Consider the following 19,221-nt stretch of genomic DNA (forward strand, 5'->3'; position numbering starts at 1 on the left):
GGCTGGTGTTCTTGGCCTTTTCGCTGGCATCCGCGCTTTGTTAGCGTGCTTCACGCGTCGCCCCTGTGCGGGGCGGCACCTACTTTTCTTTGCCGCCGCAAAGAAAAGTAGGCAAAAGAAAGCGGCTAACACCGCCAGTTCTTCTTCCTGCCTGAGGGCCCCCACAGGGTCTTACGCTTCACACGGCAATCACGTGACCCACGTTCGTTGCCAGCGCTCACGAGATGCGCCTCACCCGCCTTCACACACCCTCACTACAGCACGCCGTGCCAGATAGTCCACAGCCGCCCAGGTGGCAAACTGTGTGTAGGTTGTCGCGTCGTATAGCTTGGCGCTCTTACAAGGTGGGACGCGCGTGCTACTGGTCCGAAGTGAGGCGTGTGGAGCACAAGGGGCCGACACACAGTTTGCCACCTGGGCGGCAGGTACGATTCGCTGCTGCTTGCCGATGTACGGGTATTCGAAGCGGGTGAGGCGATCATTCGAAGCGTTGGCAACTCGCGTGAACACAAATGCTGCCGTGTGAAGCGTAAGACCCTGTGGGGGCCCTCAGGCAAACACTAGCACTGGCGGTGTTAGCCGCTTTCTTTTGCCTACTTTTCTTTGCGGCGGCAAAGAAAAGTAGGTGCCGCCCCGCACAGGGGCGACGCGTGAAGCACGCTAACAAAGCGCGGATGCCAGCAAAAAGGCCAAGAACACCGAACTAGCAACACCTAAACCACAAAGACAAATCGCGGAAGCCAACTCAAAAGCAAAAACCGCAAACCGCGACTGCCCGCGCAGGGCAAAAAATCACCCCAGCCACTTCCGCGCATTCTGAAACACGCGCATCCACGGGCTGCCATCCGTAGCGCTGTTCTTCCAGGCGTCGGGATGCCAGCTCATCTGCACATTGCGATGAACACGTTCAGTGTGCGGCATCAGCACAGTAAACCGCCCATCCGGCGTAGTGACCGACGTGATACCAGCCGGCGACCCATTCGGATTGAACGGATACTGCTCAGTCGACTGCCCACGATGATCGACATACTTCATCGCAACAGCCACACGCCCCATATCCCCCTGCTGCGAGAAGTCCGCAAAACCCTCGCCGTGCGCAACGGCAACAGGAATCCGCGAACCCTCCATCCCGGCAAAGAAAATCGACGGCGACGACTGCACTTCGACCAGCGAGAAGCGCGCTTCGAATTTCTCCGACTTGTTGCGCGTGAACTTGGGCCACGCATCCGCGCCAGGAATCATCGAAGCGAGACTGCTCATCATCTGACAGCCATTGCAGATCCCAAGCGCAAACGTGTCATTGCGACCAAAGAACGCCGCAAACATATCGGCAAGCTGCGCGTTGAAGCGAATCGTCTTCGCCCAGCCCTCACCCGCGCCCAGCACGTCACCGTACGAGAAACCGCCACACGCAACAGCACCCGCAAAATCAGCAAGCGTCGCGCGGCCCGACAGCAGGTCGCTCATGTGAACGTCGTGCGCATCGAATCCCGCGCGGTCGAACGCGTAGGCCGTTTCGAGGTGCGAGTTCACGCCCTGCTCCCGCAGAATCGCGACACGCGGACGCGCGCCCTTGCCGATGAACGGCGCAGCGACATCCTCAACAGGATCGAACGACAGATGCGGCTGGATGCCGGGGTCCGACGCATCGAGCAACGCATCGAATTCCGCGTCGGCGCACGCGGGGTTGTCACGCAGACGCGAGATACGCCAGCTCACTTCGCTCCACGTACGATGCAGTTCGGCGCGCGGCGCGTCAAAAATCTTCTTCGCGTCGCGGTAGATTTCAACCATGTCGCGCTCGTTCGGCTTGCCGACCACATGCGAGCACGCCGACAGGCCATGTTCGCGCAGTACCGCAAGCACCGCGTCCCGATCGCCGGCACGCACCTGGACCACCGCGCCGAGTTCTTCGTTGAAGAGCGCGCGGATCGTGCGGTCTTCGCGGCGGCCACTGGTCTGCTTCGCCCAGTCCTTCGCGTCGCCGTAGTCGAATTCGTGATTGGGGTCGAGCGTCAGCATGTCGACGTTCAGCGACACACCCACGTGGCCCGCGAACGCCATTTCGCAAACGGTCGCCCACAGCCCGCCGTCCGAGCGGTCGTGGTACGCGAGCAGCTTGCTATCCGCGTTGAGCGCCTGGATCGCCGCGAAGAAGCGCTTCAGGTCTTCCGGATCGTCGACGTCAGGCACCGTGTCGCCGACCTGCTGCGTCACCTGCGCGAGGATACTGCCGCCCAGACGCTGCTTGCCGCGGCCCAGGTCGATTGCGATCAGCACCGTTTCGCCCGCTTCCTTCAGGCTCAGCAACTGCGGCGTCAGATGGCGGCGCACGTCTTCGACGGGCGCAAATGCCGAGATGATCAGCGAAACAGGCGCGACCACTTCCTTCTCGACATCGCCGTCCGCCCACTTCGTGCGCATCGACAGCGAATCCTTGCCGACGGGAATGCCGATGCCAAGCGCCGGGCACAGTTCCATGCCGATCGCCTTCACCGTGTCGTACAGCGCCGCGTCTTCGCCCGGGCTGCCGCATGCCGCCATCCAGTTCGCCGACAGCTTCAGTTTGTCCAGCGACGCAATCGGCGCCGCCGCGATATTCGTCACCACTTCGCCGACGGCCATGCGCCCCGACGCGGGCGCGTCGATCACGGCGAGCGGCGTGCGCTCGGCCATCGTCATGGCTTCACCGCGGAAGCCCGCGTAATCGACCGTCGTGATCGCGCAGTCGGCGACAGGCACCTGCCACGGGCCGACCATCTGGTCGCGCGCCGTCGTGCCACCCACCGAGCGGTCGCCGATCGTGATCAGGAACGACTTGCTCGCCACGGTCGGATGACGCAGCACGTTGACGGCTGCCTCGTGCAGTGCGACGTGCGTGACGTCGACGGGCTGCAGCGGCGTCGATACGCGCGTCACGTCGCGGTGCATGCGCGGCGGCTTGCCGAGCAGAACTTCCATCGGCATGTCGACGGGCTGGTGCGCGTCCGCTTCCGTCAGGTCGGCGTCGATCAGCTTCAGCTGACGCGCTTCGGTCGCCGTGCCGACCACCGCGAACGGGCAACGCTCGCGCTCGCAGATCGCCGCAAATTCGTCGAGGCGCGACGGCGGAATGGCCAGCACGTAACGCTCTTGCGCTTCGTTCGACCAGATTTCGCGCGGCGACAGCCCGCTTTCTTCCAGCTGGACCTTGCGCAGTTCGAACAGCGCGCCCTTGTCCGCGCCGTCGACGAGTTCCGGGAATGCATTCGACAGACCGCCCGCGCCGACGTCGTGGATGCTCAGGATCGGATTGCCCGCGCCCAGCTGCCAGCACGAGTTGATCACTTCCTGCGCGCGCCGCTCGATTTCCGGGTTGCCGCGCTGGACGGAGTCGAAGTCGAGTTCGGCTGTGTTCGTGCCCGTCGCCATCGAGCTCGCCGCGCCGCCGCCCATGCCGATACGCATACCGGGGCCACCGATCTGGATCAGCAGCGAGCCGGCGGGCAGATCGTGTTTGTGCGTGTGCTGGTCGGAGATATTGCCGAGGCCGCCCGCGATCATGATCGGCTTGTGATAGCCGCGCACGCGGCCCGCGACATTCTGCTCGTACGTGCGGAAGTAGCCGCCGAGGTTCGGACGGCCGAATTCGTTGTTGAACGCGGCGCCACCGAGCGGCCCGTCGATCATGATCTGCAGCGGCGACGCAATGCGGTCCGGGCGGCCGTACGTGTCGAACTGGTCGGCAGCGTTGCGATGGCCGATGGGCTGCGTAGTGTCGCGGGAGTTTTCCCACGGCTCGCGCGCGTCGGGCAAATCGAGGTTCGACACCGTGAAGCCCGTGAGACCCGCCTTCGGACGCGCGCCGCGGCCCGTCGCGCCTTCATCGCGGATTTCGCCGCCCGCGCCCGTCGCGGCGCCCGGGAATGGCGAGATGGCCGTCGGGTGGTTGTGCGTCTCCACCTTCATCAGCGTATGCGTCAACTCGGTGTGACGGCCATAGCGCTCGCCCGGCTCGCTGGCGTCGTCTGCCTTGCGCGGGAACCAGCGCTCGGCCATGCCGCCCACCATGATCGACGAGTTGTCCGAGTACGCGACGATCGTGCCTTGCGGGTTGAGCTTTTCGGTGTTGCGGATCATGTTGAACAGCGAGATGTCCTGCGCCTCGCCGTCGATCGTCCAGCTCGCGTTGAAGATCTTGTGGCGGCAGTGCTCGCTGTTGGCCTGCGCGAACATCATCAGTTCGACGTCGGTCGGATTGCGGCCGAGCTTCGTGAAGGCGTCGACGAGATAGTCGATTTCGTCCTCGGCGAGCGCCAGGCCCAGTTCCGTGTTCGCCTGCTCCAGCGCCTTGCGGCCCTCTGTCAGCACCGCGACCGTTTGCAGCGCCTTGGCGGGCAGTTCGTCGAACAGGTGCATCGCGTGATCGCGCGACGGCGCGACGCTTTCCGTCATCCGGTCATGCAGCGCCGCGACGACGGCGGCACGCGCCTCGTCCGACAGAGCCTTCTTGCCGCCGAGCAGCCCGCTTTTCAGCACGACCGTGTACTCGATGCCGCGCTCGATGCGGCGCACATGCGTCAAGCCGCAGTGAAGCGCGATGTCCGTGGCCTTGCTCGCCCACGGCGACACGGTGCCAAAGCGCGGCACGACGAGGAAGGTTTCAGCGGCACCCTTCTCCTTGCCGGCGTCGAACGGATCGCCGTAGTGCATCAGCGCTTCGATCTTCGCGCTGTCTTCCGCGGCAAGCGGCGTCTGCGAGTTCACGAAATGCAGATACTGGCCGCGCACGCCGACGATGTTGGCGTCGATGCGCGACAACGTGTCGAGCAGGCGGGTTTGACGGAAATCGGAGAGGGCCGAAGCGCCGGGGAAACACGAGAAGTGAGCCATGGACTTGACGTTGCGTCGATCGGTTGCGTCGCTGGGTGCCGCGCGCGATTGCTTTGGCAACCGCTCGGACAGTCGCGCGTGGAGGCGACGTGAGGCGTAAGGAAGTCCAGGATTATAACCCGGGAAGGCCCGGCAGACCTGCCCCACATGACGCTCCGCGCGCTTTGGCGCCATGTCCCTGATGGCTGCATGCCTCGCCGGCAATACGCCGCGCTATTTTGAGATGCGTTTCTGGCCGTTCGTGGTAGGCGAATTGCGCGTTCCTTATCACCGCTTGTCCAACGCGCGCGCCGCTCCTTCCCGCGCCGAACGGCAGCGTGCCGAACGGGTCGTTTGACTGATATCATTCGGCCTTTCATCAGATCGGTGCAGCATCGGCTGTCGCGCTGCGCCGCATGTCACGTCATACGCCTGGCCCACGCGTGCCGCCGGCAACACGAATTAACCATGGATGTCATTGTCATTGGCGGCGGGATCGTCGGCGTCGCCACCGCCTATCAGCTTCGTGCGGCCGGTCACCGGGTGTGCGTCGTCGAACGGCACGCCACCGTCGCGCAAGGCGCCACTTACGGTCACGGCGGCACTTTGCTGCCCACCCCGCTCGATGTGTGGTTCGGCCCAACCTTCATGCAGCACCGCCAGGCAGCCAAAAGCGGCGTGATCAAGAAGACGGGCTTCAACGGGCAGGTGCGCGATTTCGTCCGCACGCTCGCGGCGCTCGCCGAACCCGAGGCGTTCCAGAAGCAGTTTTCGCTGCTGCGTCCGCTGATCGAATCGGCGCGCCAGTCGCTCGCGGACATCGAACATCATTTCAATCTGGAATTCGAGCAGTCGAAGGGACAGCTCTATCTGGTGCGCAGCCAGCAGGACTGGGACCACACACATGCCGCGCTCGACCTGCTGCGCAAGTTCGAGGTGCCGCATCACGTGCTCAGCCCGCAGGAATGCCAGACCATCGAGCATTCGATTCCGCTCGAGCCGCATTTCGCGGGCGGCGTGCTGTTCGACGACGAAGGCACGGCGAACTGTCCGCTGTTCGCGAAGCTGATCAAGCAGACGCTCGATTCGCAAGGTGGCGTGCAGTTTCAATGCGGCCGCGAAGTGACGGGTATCCGCCTTGACAACCAGCGGGCGGCCGTCGAACTGGCGCCTGCCAACGGCGAATCGTCGCGCTCGCGCGAAGTCGATGTAATCAGCGCGGATGCCGTGGTCGTCGCTGCGGGTGTCGGCAGTCTGGCGCTGCTGGAAAAGCTCGGGCTGAATCTGCCGCTGCATCCGCTGCGTCTGCACAATCTCGTCGCGCCGATCGCTCGTGAGGAGTTCGCGCCCCATACGACGGTGATCGATGCAGTCAAGCGCATCACGATCACGCGCAGCAACCATCGGCTGCGCATTGCAGGCGGCGCGGTGCTGCAAAGCGCGAGCCAGTCCCGGCTGCCGCTGCCGGAGCCGCTGACGAAGGAAGCGCTCGCGCTGCTCAGCCAGGCGACGCACGACTGGGTGCCGGGCTCGGCGCGCATTTCGGCCGCGCTGCCGTGGGAAGGCGTGAAGCTGTTGTCGCCGGACGGCCTGCCCGTCACGGGCAATGCGCTGCATCCGAGGCTCTTCGTGAACGCGGCGCACGGTCCCGTCGGCTGGGGCCTCGCATGCGGTTCGGGCAAGCTGATTGCGAGCCTGGTGTCCGGCGCACCGTCGGAATTGCCGCCTGACACGATCGCGGCGCTTCGCCCCGAACGCTTTAACGGATAACCCCTTCAGGCACGGGACGGTCATTCGTCCTATGCCATTGCGCGTGCTGGCGACAGCACGCGCATTGCCACTACCATGGGCGTACCCTGTTGCTCTCGTACGCTGCCATGACCGATACCTCCTTGCCTTTCCTTCACGACGTTCTCGTCAAGCCGTATGACAGGCCGTTTCCGCTTCTGAGCGTCGCCGAACTGCGCGCGCTCGAAAAAAACGCCGAGGCGACGCTGCCCGCGCACACGCTGATGGGCCGCGCAGGACGCGCGGGCGCGCGTTTTCTGCTCGAACGTATCGAACTTGACGGTACGACCAATCGGCACGAGCCGGTATGGCTCGTAGCCGGCCCCGGCAACAACGGCGGCGACGCGCTCGTCGTTGCGGCTGAACTGCATCGCGCCGGTATCACCGTCGAAGTCTGCATGCCCGTCGAAGTGAAGCCCGACGATGCCCGTTGGGCGCTGGCCGAAGCACGCGCGGCAGGCGTGCCGATTTCGATCGCCGTGCCGGACTCGTTCGACGAATACAGCTGGGTTGTCGACGGCATGTTCGGAATCGGGCTGGCACGGCCACTGGACGGCGTGTTCGCGTCGATTGCCGGGCGGTTGTCCGCGCGTGCAAAGACACGCGGCCGCGTGCTCGCGCTCGACGTGCCCAGCGGGCTGGACGGCGATACGGGTAACGTCGTCGAAGGCGGCGACGCCGTTCGCGCGACGCACACCGTCACGTTCATTGGCGCGAAGCCGGGTCTCTATATGGCCTCGGGACGCGACCTTGCGGGCGATGTGACCATCGCCCGCATCGGCCTTGAATGGCCGCTCGAACCGCAAGTCCGGCTCAACGGGCCGGCCCTCTTCATTCCGCATTTCCCGCCGCGCGATTACTCGACGCACAAAGGCACGTTCGGCAGCATGGCCGTCGTGGGCGGCGATACAGGCATGTGCGGCGCGCCGATTCTCGCGGCGCGCGCGGCGCTGTACGCGGGCGCGGGCAAGGTCCACGTCGCGTTTCTCGGCGCGGGCAGCCCGCCCTACGACCCGCCCCATCCTGAACTGATGCTGCATCCGCTCGACGACCTGCCGCTCGCGGAAATGGACGCGTTGTCGATTGGCTGCGGAATGGGAAAACGCGAGCGCGCCGTCAGCGTGCTGCGCGACGTGCTGTCGCTCGACGTGCCGAAGCTGCTCGACGCCGATGCGTTAAACCTCATCGCCGGTCACGCCGATCTCGCCGCCGCCGTGAAGCAGCGCGGCGAGTCCGCGAACGATCCGTGCGTGCTGACGCCTCATCCGCTCGAAGCGGCGCGCCTGCTCGGCACCGACGCAAAGAGCGTGCAGCGCGATCGGCTGGAAGCGGCGCGCGCACTGGCCACGCGTTACGCGAGCGTCATCGTGCTGAAAGGCACAGGCACGGTGATCGCGGCGCCGGACGGGCGCATTGCCGTCAACCCGACAGGCAATGCGGCGCTCGCGACAGGCGGCACGGGCGACGTGCTCGGCGGCCTGATCGGCGCGCTGCTCGGACAAGGTCTTCCGCGCTACGAGGCAGCACTTGCGGGCGTCTTTCTGCACGGTTTTGCCGCCGACGCGCTCACCACACGCGGCAAAGGTCCAGCTGGCCTCACAGCGGGGGAACTCGCGCCGATGGTGCGCAAGTTGTTGAACCGGCTCGTCTATCCGTTGCAGGATTGACGGCCTGCGCGTGCCGCCGGGACCGTCCCGCTATCTGGCGACGTGTCCCATCTATCCCGGCTGTCATCCTGGCCCGCTATACTGATTGACTGCGTCGTGCGGCCGTCCATCGGCCGCGACGCGAACCGCAGACGCCCGCTGACGGGGCACGAGACACGCCGCCGCGCATCCGGCGACCGTACCGCTCAGCCAACCGCGCGTCTGCAGATCACCCCCGGCACGCCCGATGCGCGGCCGGCCATTCGTTTTCCTTCGTTAGACGGACGGTTATGACTCTCAACTCGCTCCCCGCCTGGAACTCGCTGCAAACACACTACGAACAGATTCGCGATGCGCGCCTGCGCGACTGGTTTGCACCCGAGAACGATCCCGCGCCGACGCGCGCCGAACGGTTCACCCTTGCCGGCGGCGGTCTCGCAGCCGACTTCTCGAAGAACCGCATCACCGACGAAACGCTGAAGCTGCTCGTGCAACTCGCGCGTGAAGCCAACGTCGAAAAACGCCGCGACGCGATGTTCGCGGGCGACATCGTCAATCCGACGGAAGGCCGCGCGGTGCTGCATACGGCGCTGCGCGCCAGCAATCCGAATGCGCCGTTCTACGGCAAGATACAGGCCGAGCGCGCCAAGATGGCCGCGTTCGCCGACAAGGTCCGCAGCGGCGAATGGAAGGGCTATACGGGCAAGCGCATTCGCTATGTCGTGAACATCGGCATTGGCGGTTCGGACCTCGGGCCGAAGATGGTCGTGCATGCGCTGCATCACCTCGCCACACCGGACATCACCACGCACTTCGTATCGAACGTCGACGGCGCGGACCTGTATCGCGTGCTGACCGAGATCGATCCGGAAGAAACGCTGGCTATCATCGTCTCGAAGACGTTCACGACGCTCGAAACGATGACCAACGCCAATTCGCTGCGCGACTGGTTCGTCGAGAAAGGCTGCCCTCAAAACGAACTGGCGAAGCACTTTGTCGGCGTCTCGGCGAATCCCGCCGAAGTCGTCAAGTTCGGCATCGCGCAGGAAAACGTGTTCGAGATGTGGGACTGGGTTGGCGGCCGCTATTCGCTGTGGTCGGCTGTGGGCCTGTCGATCATGATCGCCGTCGGTCCGAAACAGTTCGACGAACTGCTCGCCGGTGCAAACGAGATGGACGAGCATTTCCGCAGCGCGCCGCTCGATCGCAACCTGCCCGTGCTGATGGGCATGATCGGCATCTGGTATCGCAACTTCTTCGGCTCGCAAAGCTATCTGGTCGCGCCGTATTCGGAAGCACTGCATTTCCTGTCGTCGTACCTGCAGCAGCTCGAAATGGAAAGCAACGGCAAGCAGGCGTGTCTGGACGGCTCGTTCGTCACCTACGATACATCCGCCGTCACGTGGGGCGAGCCGGGCACAAACGGCCAGCACGCGTTCTTCCAGATGCTGCACCAGGGGCCGACCATCGTCCCGATCGACTTTGTCGCCGTGCTGACACCCGAGCATCCGCTTGTGTCGCATCATCCGAAGCTGCTGGCGAACTGCTTCGCGCAAAGCGAAGCACTGATGCTCGGCCGCACGCGTGAAGAAGCCGAAAAAGTGGCCGGACCGAACAAAGCGGAACTCGTGCCTCACATCATGTTCCCGGGCAACCGTCCCACTACCACGCTGCTCGTCGATGCCCTCACCGCCCGTTCACTCGGCGCGCTGATCGCGCTGTACGAACACAAGGTGCTGGTGCAAGGCACGGTCTGGAACATCAACTCGTTCGACCAGTGGGGCGTCGAACTGGGCAAGATCCTCGGCAAGGTCGTCGAAGCGGATATCACCAGCGCAAGCCTGGACGAGAAGAAGCACGACTCGTCGACGTCGGCATTGATCGCGCGGGCACGCGCGGCACTGAAGCGCTGATCCCCGTCGTTCAGCGGCGTGAATGCAAACGGGCCTTCAACTTGAAGGCCCGTTTTTTTACTTCGCGCCGTGCAATCAGATCAGGCGCCCTGCTTCGATCGTCACTGTCGTATCGCACCGGCGAGCAAGCTCGACGTCATGCGTGACGAGCACCAGCGTCGCGCCGTTCGCCCGGTTCATCTCGAACATCAGATCAATGACGGCATGGCCCGTTGCGGCATCGAGGCTGCCCGTCGGCTCGTCGGCGAACAGAATGGCGGGATGCGTGGCGAACGCGCGGGCCAGCGCCACGCGTTGCTGCTCACCGCCTGACAGCAGCTTCGGATAATGCCGCATGCGCTCGCCGAGACCAACCTGCGTCAGCAGCGTCCGCGCGCGCGCGTGTATGTCGCGCGCTGACAACTCGCCTTGCAGCTCGAGCGGAAGCGTGACGTTCTCAAGCGCGGTCAGATGCGGCATCAACTGGAAGGACTGAAACACAAAGCCGACGGAGCCATTGCGCAGCGCGGCGCGGCCGTCTTCATCGAGTTCCGTCAGTTCGCGGCCGAGCAGACGAACCGACCCCGAGGTCGCGCTGTCCAATCCGGCAAGCAGTCCGAGCAGCGTAGACTTGCCGGAACCCGACGCGCCGACGATCGCCACGCGGCTACTTGCCTGAATCGACAGGTCGATGTTGTCGAGGATCGTCAGCTCACCCGTCGCATCCTTAACCTTCTTGCATAAACCCCGTACTTCGATGACTGGATCGGTTTTCTTTTGCATGGTGAAGCGTAGGTTGAAAGTGCGCGCCGTTGCGTCGTTCACGGCGCTGACTGCGGCGTGTTTTCCCATCGTGTTCGCCGCGACTTTTTCTGCGTCCGCTCAGGCCGCTGGTAACACCACCGCGGCCGCTGCCATGGCGAACCCCACAGGCAGCAATACGCAACAGGCGAAGCCGACGATCATCGTGCTCGGCGACAGCCTCTCCGCCGAGTACGGCCTGCCTCGCGACACCGGCTGGGTTTCGCTGATGCGTCAGCGTTTGTCGAGTGAGCGAATCGATTATAACGTTGCAAATGCGAGCATCAGTGGCGACACGACAAGCGGCGGGCGCGCCCGCTTGCCCGCCTTGATGCAGAGGCTCAAGCCCGCCATCGTGATCGTGGAACTCGGCGCCAACGATGCGCTCCGCGGCGTCCCGCTCGACACCACGGAAGACAATCTCCGCACGATCATCCAACAGGCGCAGCAAGGCCACGCGAAGGTCCTGCTCATCGGCATGTACGTGCCACCCAATTACGGCCCTGACTACACGCAAAAGTTCCACGGGCTCTACGGCCAATTGTCGAAGCAGTTGCGCGTGCCACTCGTCCCATTTCTCCTTGCTGGAATCGAAGACAAGCCGGACATGTTCCAGTCCGATCAGATTCATCCGACCCAACGGGCACAGCCCCTGCTACTGGACAACGTGTGGTCAGCGCTGAAGCCGCTGCTCCGCACCTCGTCTCAGTGAAAGTGAAAGCGCCATCAGGTGTTACAGCGCGCTAACAACTTGTTTCCGAATGATGGGAACGTGATCACCCATGGTCGATCAGACAGGTTCGTCTGCATTCGACATCCGGCTCCATGTGAGCGATTTCTGGAAGGAGATAACGTGAAATACTTACCGATTATCGCTATGGCCGTCGCCATTTCCGCTTGTGCCGCGCAACCGCCCGCCGGTGTGCAATCGGTTGGCACCAGCCAGCAGCCGCCGAAGGTCGTCGGCCAGTGCATTGCAAAGAAGTGGGCTGACAAGACCCAGCAGCAGGTCGTCGCGCAAGATACATTGGCCAACGACGCAGCGATGGACGTCTACGTACCCGGCCAGCAACCGCCGAACGGCGCGGCTGCCGTCGTGCGGCCGAACTATCAGGGCTCCGGCACCTGGGTCGGCTTCCGCGCCGCGGGCGGCGCCGGCAGCGACGCAACGGGCGATATCAGCGCCTGCCTGTAATCCTTCCCAACGCTTCTCGCAAAGCAAAAAGCCCCGCAGCGTGCGGGGCTTTTTTTGTGGCGTCTCAAGAAGCCGCGCGCATGCGGCTCCCTGGACCGGCTTATTCGCCTGACTGCGGGTTATCGAGCGAACCGTACATCTTCACCTTCGACCGCGTGCGCACTGCATCCAGGTACGACTCGGCCTCAGCCTGTGCATTCACCGAAGCGATCTGCTGCTGCGCCGACGCCAGACGCTGCGCATCGGTCGGCGCGGGTTGCACGACAGCGTTCACGCGATAGATCGCATAGCCGTCTGCGCCGAGGTCGACGCCGACGTACGCCGGCAGTTTTTGCGCATCGACCTTGTAAATTGCGCTCAATGCGGCGGGCGGCACACCTTGCGCGTCGCTGCGCGACACCTTCAGCGCGGACGAGAAACCCTGCGTCGACTTCGACTTCTGCAGGTCCGCCAGCTTCGCCTCGCCTTCCTTGCGCGCGAGATCGGCGGCCTGCTGCGCGACCACCTTCTGACGCACGGCATCCTTGACGGCGGCGAGCGCGGGCACGGCGGCCGGCTTGTAGTCAGTCACGTGGGCCGCGATCAGCGTGTTGTTGCCGACGTCGATTGCCTGCGTGTTGTTGCGGTCCTTCGCCGAATCGTTCGCAAACACGGCCGCGAGGAATTTCGGGTTGTTGAGCGGGCTATCCGGCGGCAACGCGCTGCTCGGCTGCGGCGTAACCGTCGCCGTCTGGATCTGCAGCTTGTACTTGTCCGCGGCCGGTTGCAGGCTCTTCGACTGTTCGTAGACGGTCGACGTGAAGCCTTCCGAATCGTCGCTGAATGCCTTCGTGGCGAGTTGCGCCTTGAGATCCTTTGCGATCGAATCCTTCACTTCGTCGAACGGCTTCGTCACCGACGGCTTCACGTCCGTCACCTTGACGATGTGATAGCCGAAGTCCGACTGGATCAGATCGCTGATCTCGTCCTTCTTCATCTTGAAGACGGCGTCGTCGAATGCCTTGCCGCCCGCGATCATGCCCGGGCTGAAGTAGCCCAGATCGCCGCCCTTCGACGCCGAACCCGGGTCCTGCGAATCCTGCTGCGCGAGTTGCGCGAACTGGTCGGGATGCGCCTTGATCTGCGCGAGGATTTCCTGCGCTTTCTGTTTTGCCTTGTCCTTGTCGGCGGCGCTCGCGTCTTTCGGCGCCGAGATCAGGATGTGGCTCGCGCGCACTTCACCCGCCGTGCGGTAATGGGCGATGTTGTCGTCGTAGTACTTCTTGAGATCTGCGTCGCTCGGATTCGCAGATGCCGCGATCGTCGCGGGCGACATCACGAGATACTGGATCGTGGCCGTCGCGGGCGTCGCGAAGTCGTCGCGATGTGCATCGTAGTACGCCTGAATTTGCGCATCAGTCGGCTGCACCTTCGACTCGTACTCCTTCGAGCGGAACGCGAGACCCTGCACTTCGCGCTGCTGCTCGGCGAGTTCGGTCAGATGCTGCGCGAGCGTCTTCGGCGTGAACGAGGTCTGCGTGATGGCTGCGGGCAACTGTTGCATCGCCATGCTGTAGCGAACCTGCTCCTGGTATTGATCGGGCGTGATGCCCTGCATCGCAAGGAGTTCTTTGTATTTGTTCAGGTCGATCGAGCCGTCGGGATTCTTCAGCGAGCCGATGACGGGATCGGCCATCAGCGCGCGACGCAGTGCATCGTCAGAGACCGTCAGATGCAGACGTTGCGTCTCATCGGCGAGCACGCGCTGCTGGATCAGCCCGTCGAGCATTTCCTTGCGGCGCTCCGGCGTGTCGAACATCTTCGGGTCGAACTGTGCGCCGAGCATCTGACGCGCGCGGTCCATCTGCTGACGCCACGCGTTGTCATATTCGCCGCGGGTGATCTTGTGTCCGTTGACGCTAGCGACATTCGCGCTCTCGTCAAAGAAGCCTCGGAACCCTTGGATACCGACAAAACCCAAACCCGGCAGAATGACCAGGATGAGCATGAACATCATCAGACGTTGGTGATTGCGAAAGAAATCGAGCATGCTTGAGGAGGCAAAAGTCGGATGCCAAAAACGGAACGCCCGATAGTACAACAGCGGGCAATAAAAAAGGCGAACCGGAGTTCGCCTTTCTAGGATACTGGCGGAGTGGACGGGACTCGAACCCGCGACCCCCGGCGTGACAGGCCGGTATTCTAACCGACTGAACTACCACTCCTTATGCTGCATACACTGCAGCGTGTCACTTCGATCTGGAACTGGTGGGTGCTGAGAGGCTCGAACTCCCGACCTACGCCTTGTAAGGGCGCCGCTCTACCAACTGAGCTAAGCACCCGCTCCGAGATCGCCGCTGCCTGACTTTTGATGCCGACTCACATCGACATATTCATCAAGCAGCGAGCCCATTAGTTTAACGCATCCTTCAGAGCTTTGCCAGGCCTAAATTTAGGGACCTTGGCTGCCTTGATCTTGATTGCTGCGCCCGTGCGCGGATTGCGACCCGTGCGTGCCGTGCGCTTGCCAACGGCGAACGTGCCGAAGCCGACCAGCGTAACCGAACCACCCTTTTTCAACGTGCCTTTGACGCCACCGATCACGGCATCCAACGCGCGACCTGCTGCCGCTTTCGAAATGTCGGCTTGCTGCGCGATGTGATCGATCAATTCCGTTTTATTCATTCCAAGCCCCCGAGAATGTAGTTGGCCAATCATGAAAGCGCTTATGCGCCCGGTTATATACGGCACGGCAGAATTTGCCGGCCACTCATTAGAATGGGCCGAAACCCTTGTGTCAAGCGGGATTGAGCCTGATTCGAGGGGCTCGTCGGGGGTCTGTCGATGACAAAGTCTTGCAAGGCGATCGATGCGGATACAACCAGTTTGCCGCGTGTCTTCGCGCGTCCTGGATAGCGGGTGAATTGCCTTATCGAAAGCAATTGATTAAACGTTTGCGTCCCTTGCGGGAGCAATAAAAAACCCGCGGACCAGGCCGCGGGTTCTTGTTCGCTGAAGACTGAGTGAGCCGTTAAGGCGCTCAGTACTTTGCGTTTGGCTTAGTGCTTTACGACATCGCTTGCGCCAGCGTCTTTCGACTCACTAACGGGCGTAGCCGCCTTCGGCTCTTCCTCCGGCAGCGGAGCCGGGCCATGTTCCAGCGCCAGTTCCAGTACCTTGTCGATCCAGCGGACTGGCACGATCTCGATCGCGTTCTTCACGTTGTCCGGAATCTCCGTCAGATCCTTGACGTTTTCTTCCGGGATCAGCACGAGCTTGATGCCGCCGCGATGCGCTGCCAGCAGTTTCTCCTTCAGCCCGCCGATCGGCAGCACTTCGCCGCGCAGCGTGATTTCACCCGTCATCGCGACATCCGCGCGCACGGGGATGCCCGTGAGCACCGACACCAGCGCCGTCGTCATCGCGATACCGGCAGACGGACCGTCCTTCGGCGTCGCGCCTTCCGGCACGTGGATGTGAATGTCCTGCTTCTCGAACGCTTCGTCCTTGACACCAAGACGGCGCGAACGCGAACGCACTACCGAGCGCGCGGCTTCGACGGATTCCTTCATCACGTCGCCGAGCGAACCCGTGCGGATCACGTTGCCCTTGCCCGGCATCACGGCCGCTTCGATCGTCAGCAGATCGCCGCCCACTTCCGTCCACGCGAGACCCGTGACCTGGCCAGTCTGGTTTTCCTTCGCGGCCAGACCGAAGTCGTACTTGCGCACGCCGAGGAACGTGTCGATGTTCTTGCCGTCGACGGTGACTGCCTTGTCTGCCTTCTTCAGCAGAAGCATCTTCACTACCTTGCGGCAGATCTTCGAAATCTCACGCTCAAGCGAACGCACACCCGCTTCACGCGTGTAGTAACGAATGATGTCGCGGATGGCGGTTTCCGTGACTTCGATCTCGCCAGGCTTCAGGCCGTTGTTCTTCTTCTGCTTCGGCAGCAGATAACGTTGCGCGATGCTGACCTTCTCGTCTTCCGTGTAGCCCGACAGACGGATTACTTCCATCCGGTCGAGCAGCGGCGGCGGAATGTTCAGCGAGTTCGACGTCGCCACGAACATCACGTCCGACAGGTCGAAGTCGACTTCGACGTAGTGGTCGGCGAACGTGTGGTTCTGTTCCGGATCGAGCACTTCGAGCAGCGCCGACGACGGATCGCCGCGGAAATCCATGCCCATCTTGTCGACTTCGTCGAGCAGGAAGAGCGGATTGCGCACGCCGACCTTGGTCAGGCTCTGCAGGATCTTGCCCGGCATCGAGCCGATGTACGTACGACGGTGGCCGCGAATCTCGGCTTCGTCACGCACACCACCCAGCGCCATGCGCACGAACTTGCGGTTCGTTGCGCGTGCAATCGACTGGCCCAGCGACGTCTTGCCGACGCCCGGCGGCCCGACGAGGCACAGGATCGGCGCCTTCACCTTGTCCACGCGCTGTTGAACCGCGAGGTACTCGAGAATGCGTTCCTTCACCTTCTCGAGACCGAAGTGGTCTTCGTCCAGCACGCGTTCGGCATTCGAGAGGTCGTTGTTGACCTTGCTCTTCTTGCGCCACGGCAGGCCGATCAGCGTGTCGATGTAGTTGCGCACGACGGTAGCTTCCGCCGACATAGGCGACATCAGCTTGAGCTTCTTCAGCTCAGCGTCGGCCTTCTTCTTGGCTTCCTTCGGCATGCGCGCAGCGGTGATGCGCTTCTCGAGTTCTTCGAGATCCGCACCCTCTTCGCCTTCGCCCAGTTCCTTCTGGATGGCCTTGACCTGCTCGTTCAGGTAGTACTCGCGCTGGCTCTTCTCCATCTGACGCTTGACGCGTCCACGGATGCGCTTTTCGACCTGCAGAATGTCGATCTCGGCTTCGAGTTGCGCGAGCAGATGCTCGAGGCGCTCGATGACCGGGAACATTTCGAGGATCTGTTGCTTCTGATCGAGCTTGAGCGGCAGATGCGCAGCGATCGTATCGGCAAGACGCCCTGCTTCATCGATACCCGAAAGCGACGTCAGAATCTCCGGCGGGATCTTCTTGTTCAGCTTTACGTACTGATCGAACTGCGACACGATCGCGCGACGCAGCGCTTCCGTTTCAGCGCTATCAGCGTGGTCGGGCTCGAGCGGCATCACTTCGCACGAGAATTGCGTTTCCTGCTCTTCGATCGACAGCGTCTTTGCGCGCTGCAGACCTTCGACCAGCACCTTCACGGTACCGTCGGGCAGCTTGAGCATCTGCAGGATGTTGGCGATACAGCCAACTTCGTACATGTCCTTTTCGGTCGGCTCGTCTTTGGCCGCCGTTTTCTGGGCAACAAGCATGATGTGCTTGCCACCTTCCATTGCGGCTTCCAACGCCTTGATCGACTTCGGGCGACCCACGAAGAGCGGGATCACCATGTGTGGGAAAACGACTACGTCGCGCAGCGGGAGCAGCGGGAGTGTGACGCGTTCCGGCGGGAGGAGTTGGGTTCCTGACATTTCATTTCCCCATGAGTGGAATCAGTTTGTTCGATAGTTGAGGCCGCCAAAAAAGATTGCAAGCCTTCGCGTGTGGGAAAAGTTCAGTGACTCCAGAAAAACAGTCCATCCTGACGACACGATAAACGAAAAAAGCCGTTCACGTTGCCATGAACGGCTTTTTTTCAAAAATCGGGAAGCCGATCAATTCGAACCCGCAACCTTTGGCGCGTCTTCGTAGATCAGTAGCGGCTTTCCGTCACCATCAATGACATTGTCGTCAATAATGACTTTGCTGACGCCCTTCATTGTCGGCAATTCATACATGACGTCAAGCAACGCCTGTTCCAGGATCGAACGCAAGCCACGTGCGCCAGTCTTACGACGGATCGCCTTGCGGGCGATGGCTTGCAACGCGGCGGGACGGATCTCCAGCTCGACGCGTTCCATGTTGAACAGCTTGTGATACTGCTTGATGAGCGCGTTCTTGGGTTCGACCAGAATCTTCATCAGCGCGACTTCGTCCAGCTTGCCGAGCGTCGCCACGACGGGCAGACGTCCGATCAGCTCTGGAATCAGGCCGAATTTGATGAGATCTTCTGGTTCGACTTCGCGTAGCACTTCGCCTGCATCACGATCCTGCTTGCTCTTGACGCTCGCACCGAAACCGATCCCTGTTTTCTCGGTACGGTCCACGATCACCTTTTCGAGGCCATCGAATGCACCGCCGCAGATAAACAGGATGTTGGTCGTATCGACCTGGATGAAATCCTGGTTCGGATGCTTACGGCCACCTTGCGGCGGCACCGACGCCATCGTGCCTTCGACCAGCTTCAGCAGTGCCTGCTGCACGCCTTCACCCGACACGTCACGGGTAATCGACGGGTTGTCGGACTTTCGGCTGATCTTGTCGATTTCGTCGATATAGACGATGCCACGCTGCGCCTTGTCGACTTCGTAATTGCAGTTTTGCAGCAGCTTCTGAATGATGTTCTCGACATCCTCGCCGACATAGCCGGCTTCCGTCAGCGTGGTCGCGTCGGCGATCACGAACGGCACGTTCAGAAGGCGTGCAAGGGTCTGCGCGAGCAGCGTCTTGCCGGAGCCGGTCGGCCCGATCAGCAGGATGTTGCTCTTCGACAGCTCGATGTCGTCCTTCTTGTCGAGATGTTTCAGGCGCTTGTAGTGGTTGTAGACCGCGACCGCGAGAATTTTCTTCGCGCGTTCTTGCCCGATCACGTATTGATCGAGAATGTCGCGGATTTCCTGAGGACTGGGCAGGTCGGACTTGGACAGGCCCGTTTCCAGACCCGCGCCCGCTGCTTCGTCGCGAATGATTTCGTTGCACAGGTCGATACATTCATCACAGATGAATACCGACGGGCCAGCAATCAGTTTTTTAACCTCGTGCTGGCTTTTGCCGCAGAACGAGCAATACAACAGCTTCTCGCTGTTAGAACCTTTTTTGTCCGCCATAGATGTGTGAGCCTCCGGACACTCGAATGACATGATACGCCGTTTGCCCGCCTCGTTCAGTTCGGGGCGGGACGGATGCGCAAAAGCTGTGACGGCGTTTGCCGCAGGCGTTCAGACGGGTCTTATTATTTCACAAG

At 62.2% G+C, this 19,221-nt stretch carries 12 protein-coding genes and 2 tRNA genes; 6 read left to right on the top strand and 8 right to left on the bottom strand.

What is annotated here, in order from left to right; translation table 11 throughout:
* Positions 1–792: 792 nt before the first annotated feature.
* Positions 793–4,872 carry a phosphoribosylformylglycinamidine synthase gene (purL, locus tag C2L65_RS08195; protein ID WP_042312283.1) on the bottom strand — a complete coding sequence of 1,360 codons (4,080 nt, stop codon included), beginning with the start codon at positions 4,870–4,872 and terminating at the stop codon, positions 793–795.
* A 172-nt stretch (positions 4,873–5,044) separates the two neighbouring features.
* Between purL and C2L65_RS45425 the strand changes: the two genes are divergently transcribed.
* From C2L65_RS45425 to pgi, 4 genes are all read left to right on the top strand, one after another.
* Entirely contained in the window at positions 5,045–5,209 is a 165-nt protein-coding gene (locus tag C2L65_RS45425) for a hypothetical protein (protein WP_156132355.1), read from the top strand.
* 110 nt (positions 5,210–5,319) lie between these two features.
* Positions 5,320–6,621: an FAD-dependent oxidoreductase gene (locus C2L65_RS08200; RefSeq protein WP_042312280.1), complete on the top strand. Its 1,302-nt coding sequence runs from the start codon at positions 5,320–5,322 to the stop codon at positions 6,619–6,621.
* A 107-nt stretch (positions 6,622–6,728) separates the two neighbouring features.
* Positions 6,729–8,306, top strand: a complete 1,578-nt coding sequence (locus C2L65_RS08205) for a bifunctional ADP-dependent NAD(P)H-hydrate dehydratase/NAD(P)H-hydrate epimerase (RefSeq protein WP_042312278.1) — start codon at positions 6,729–6,731, stop codon at positions 8,304–8,306.
* Positions 8,307–8,575: 269 nt separating this feature from the next.
* The gene (gene pgi / locus C2L65_RS08210; RefSeq protein WP_042312275.1) at positions 8,576–10,198 is read left to right on the top strand and encodes a glucose-6-phosphate isomerase; all 1,623 of its coding nucleotides are present in this window, start codon (positions 8,576–8,578) and stop codon (positions 10,196–10,198) included.
* Positions 10,199–10,273: 75 nt separating this feature from the next.
* Here pgi and C2L65_RS08215 read toward each other — a convergent pair whose 3' ends face one another.
* A complete protein-coding gene (locus tag C2L65_RS08215) occupies positions 10,274–10,960 on the bottom strand; it encodes an ABC transporter ATP-binding protein (RefSeq protein WP_042312273.1) in 687 nt (228 codons plus the stop codon).
* Position 10,961: 1 nt separating this feature from the next.
* Between C2L65_RS08215 and C2L65_RS08220 the strand changes: the two genes are divergently transcribed.
* On the top strand, positions 10,962–11,690 hold the full coding sequence (locus tag C2L65_RS08220) for an arylesterase (protein WP_427910155.1): 729 nt from the start codon (positions 10,962–10,964) through the stop codon (positions 11,688–11,690).
* Between the two features lie 141 nt (positions 11,691–11,831).
* Positions 11,832–12,173: a hypothetical protein gene (locus tag C2L65_RS08225; RefSeq protein WP_007585909.1), complete on the top strand. Its 342-nt coding sequence runs from the start codon at positions 11,832–11,834 to the stop codon at positions 12,171–12,173.
* 100 nt (positions 12,174–12,273) lie between these two features.
* Here the strand turns inward: C2L65_RS08225 and C2L65_RS08230 are convergent, their stop codons facing one another.
* The 6 genes from C2L65_RS08230 to clpX all read right to left on the bottom strand — a co-directional run bounded on the left by C2L65_RS08230 (position 12,274) and on the right by clpX (position 19,084).
* Positions 12,274–14,202 (bottom strand): SurA N-terminal domain-containing protein, encoded by a 1,929-nt coding sequence (locus C2L65_RS08230; protein WP_042312270.1) that lies wholly within the window; start codon positions 14,200–14,202, stop codon positions 12,274–12,276.
* A 98-nt stretch (positions 14,203–14,300) separates the two neighbouring features.
* A tRNA-Asp gene (locus tag C2L65_RS08235) sits at positions 14,301–14,377 on the bottom strand.
* Positions 14,378–14,418: 41 nt separating this feature from the next.
* Positions 14,419–14,494 (bottom strand) — tRNA-Val (locus C2L65_RS08240).
* 70 nt (positions 14,495–14,564) lie between these two features.
* Complete coding sequence (locus C2L65_RS08245; protein WP_007585907.1) at positions 14,565–14,837, bottom strand: HU family DNA-binding protein; 273 nt, start codon at positions 14,835–14,837, stop codon at positions 14,565–14,567.
* Between the two features lie 374 nt (positions 14,838–15,211).
* Complete coding sequence (gene lon, locus C2L65_RS08250; protein WP_042312268.1) at positions 15,212–17,629, bottom strand: endopeptidase La; 2,418 nt, start codon at positions 17,627–17,629, stop codon at positions 15,212–15,214.
* 183 nt (positions 17,630–17,812) lie between these two features.
* On the bottom strand, positions 17,813–19,084 hold the full coding sequence (gene clpX / locus C2L65_RS08255; protein WP_007585899.1) for an ATP-dependent Clp protease ATP-binding subunit ClpX: 1,272 nt from the start codon (positions 19,082–19,084) through the stop codon (positions 17,813–17,815).
* Positions 19,085–19,221 lie beyond the last annotated feature (137 nt).

It is taken from the genome of Paraburkholderia terrae (assembly GCF_002902925.1).
Lineage (GTDB): Bacteria > Pseudomonadota > Gammaproteobacteria > Burkholderiales > Burkholderiaceae > Paraburkholderia > Paraburkholderia terrae.

Bases quoted from the DNA above. Each gene is read 5' to 3' on its own strand.
- purL (WP_042312283.1), bottom strand. From the start codon at position 4,872: ATGGCTCACTTCTCGTGTTTCCCCGGCGCTTCGGCCCTCTCCGATTTC.
- C2L65_RS45425 (WP_156132355.1), top strand. From the start codon at position 5,045: ATGTCCCTGATGGCTGCATGCCTCGCCGGCAATACGCCGCGCTATTTT.
- C2L65_RS08200 (WP_042312280.1), top strand. From the start codon at position 5,320: ATGGATGTCATTGTCATTGGCGGCGGGATCGTCGGCGTCGCCACCGCC.
- C2L65_RS08205 (WP_042312278.1), top strand. From the start codon at position 6,729: ATGACCGATACCTCCTTGCCTTTCCTTCACGACGTTCTCGTCAAGCCG.
- pgi (WP_042312275.1), top strand. From the start codon at position 8,576: ATGACTCTCAACTCGCTCCCCGCCTGGAACTCGCTGCAAACACACTAC.
- C2L65_RS08215 (WP_042312273.1), bottom strand. From the start codon at position 10,960: ATGCAAAAGAAAACCGATCCAGTCATCGAAGTACGGGGTTTATGCAAG.
- C2L65_RS08230 (WP_042312270.1), bottom strand. From the start codon at position 14,202: ATGCTCGATTTCTTTCGCAATCACCAACGTCTGATGATGTTCATGCTC.
- C2L65_RS08245 (WP_007585907.1), bottom strand. From the start codon at position 14,837: ATGAATAAAACGGAATTGATCGATCACATCGCGCAGCAAGCCGACATT.
- lon (WP_042312268.1), bottom strand. From the start codon at position 17,629: ATGTCAGGAACCCAACTCCTCCCGCCGGAACGCGTCACACTCCCGCTG.
- clpX (WP_007585899.1), bottom strand. From the start codon at position 19,084: ATGGCGGACAAAAAAGGTTCTAACAGCGAGAAGCTGTTGTATTGCTCG.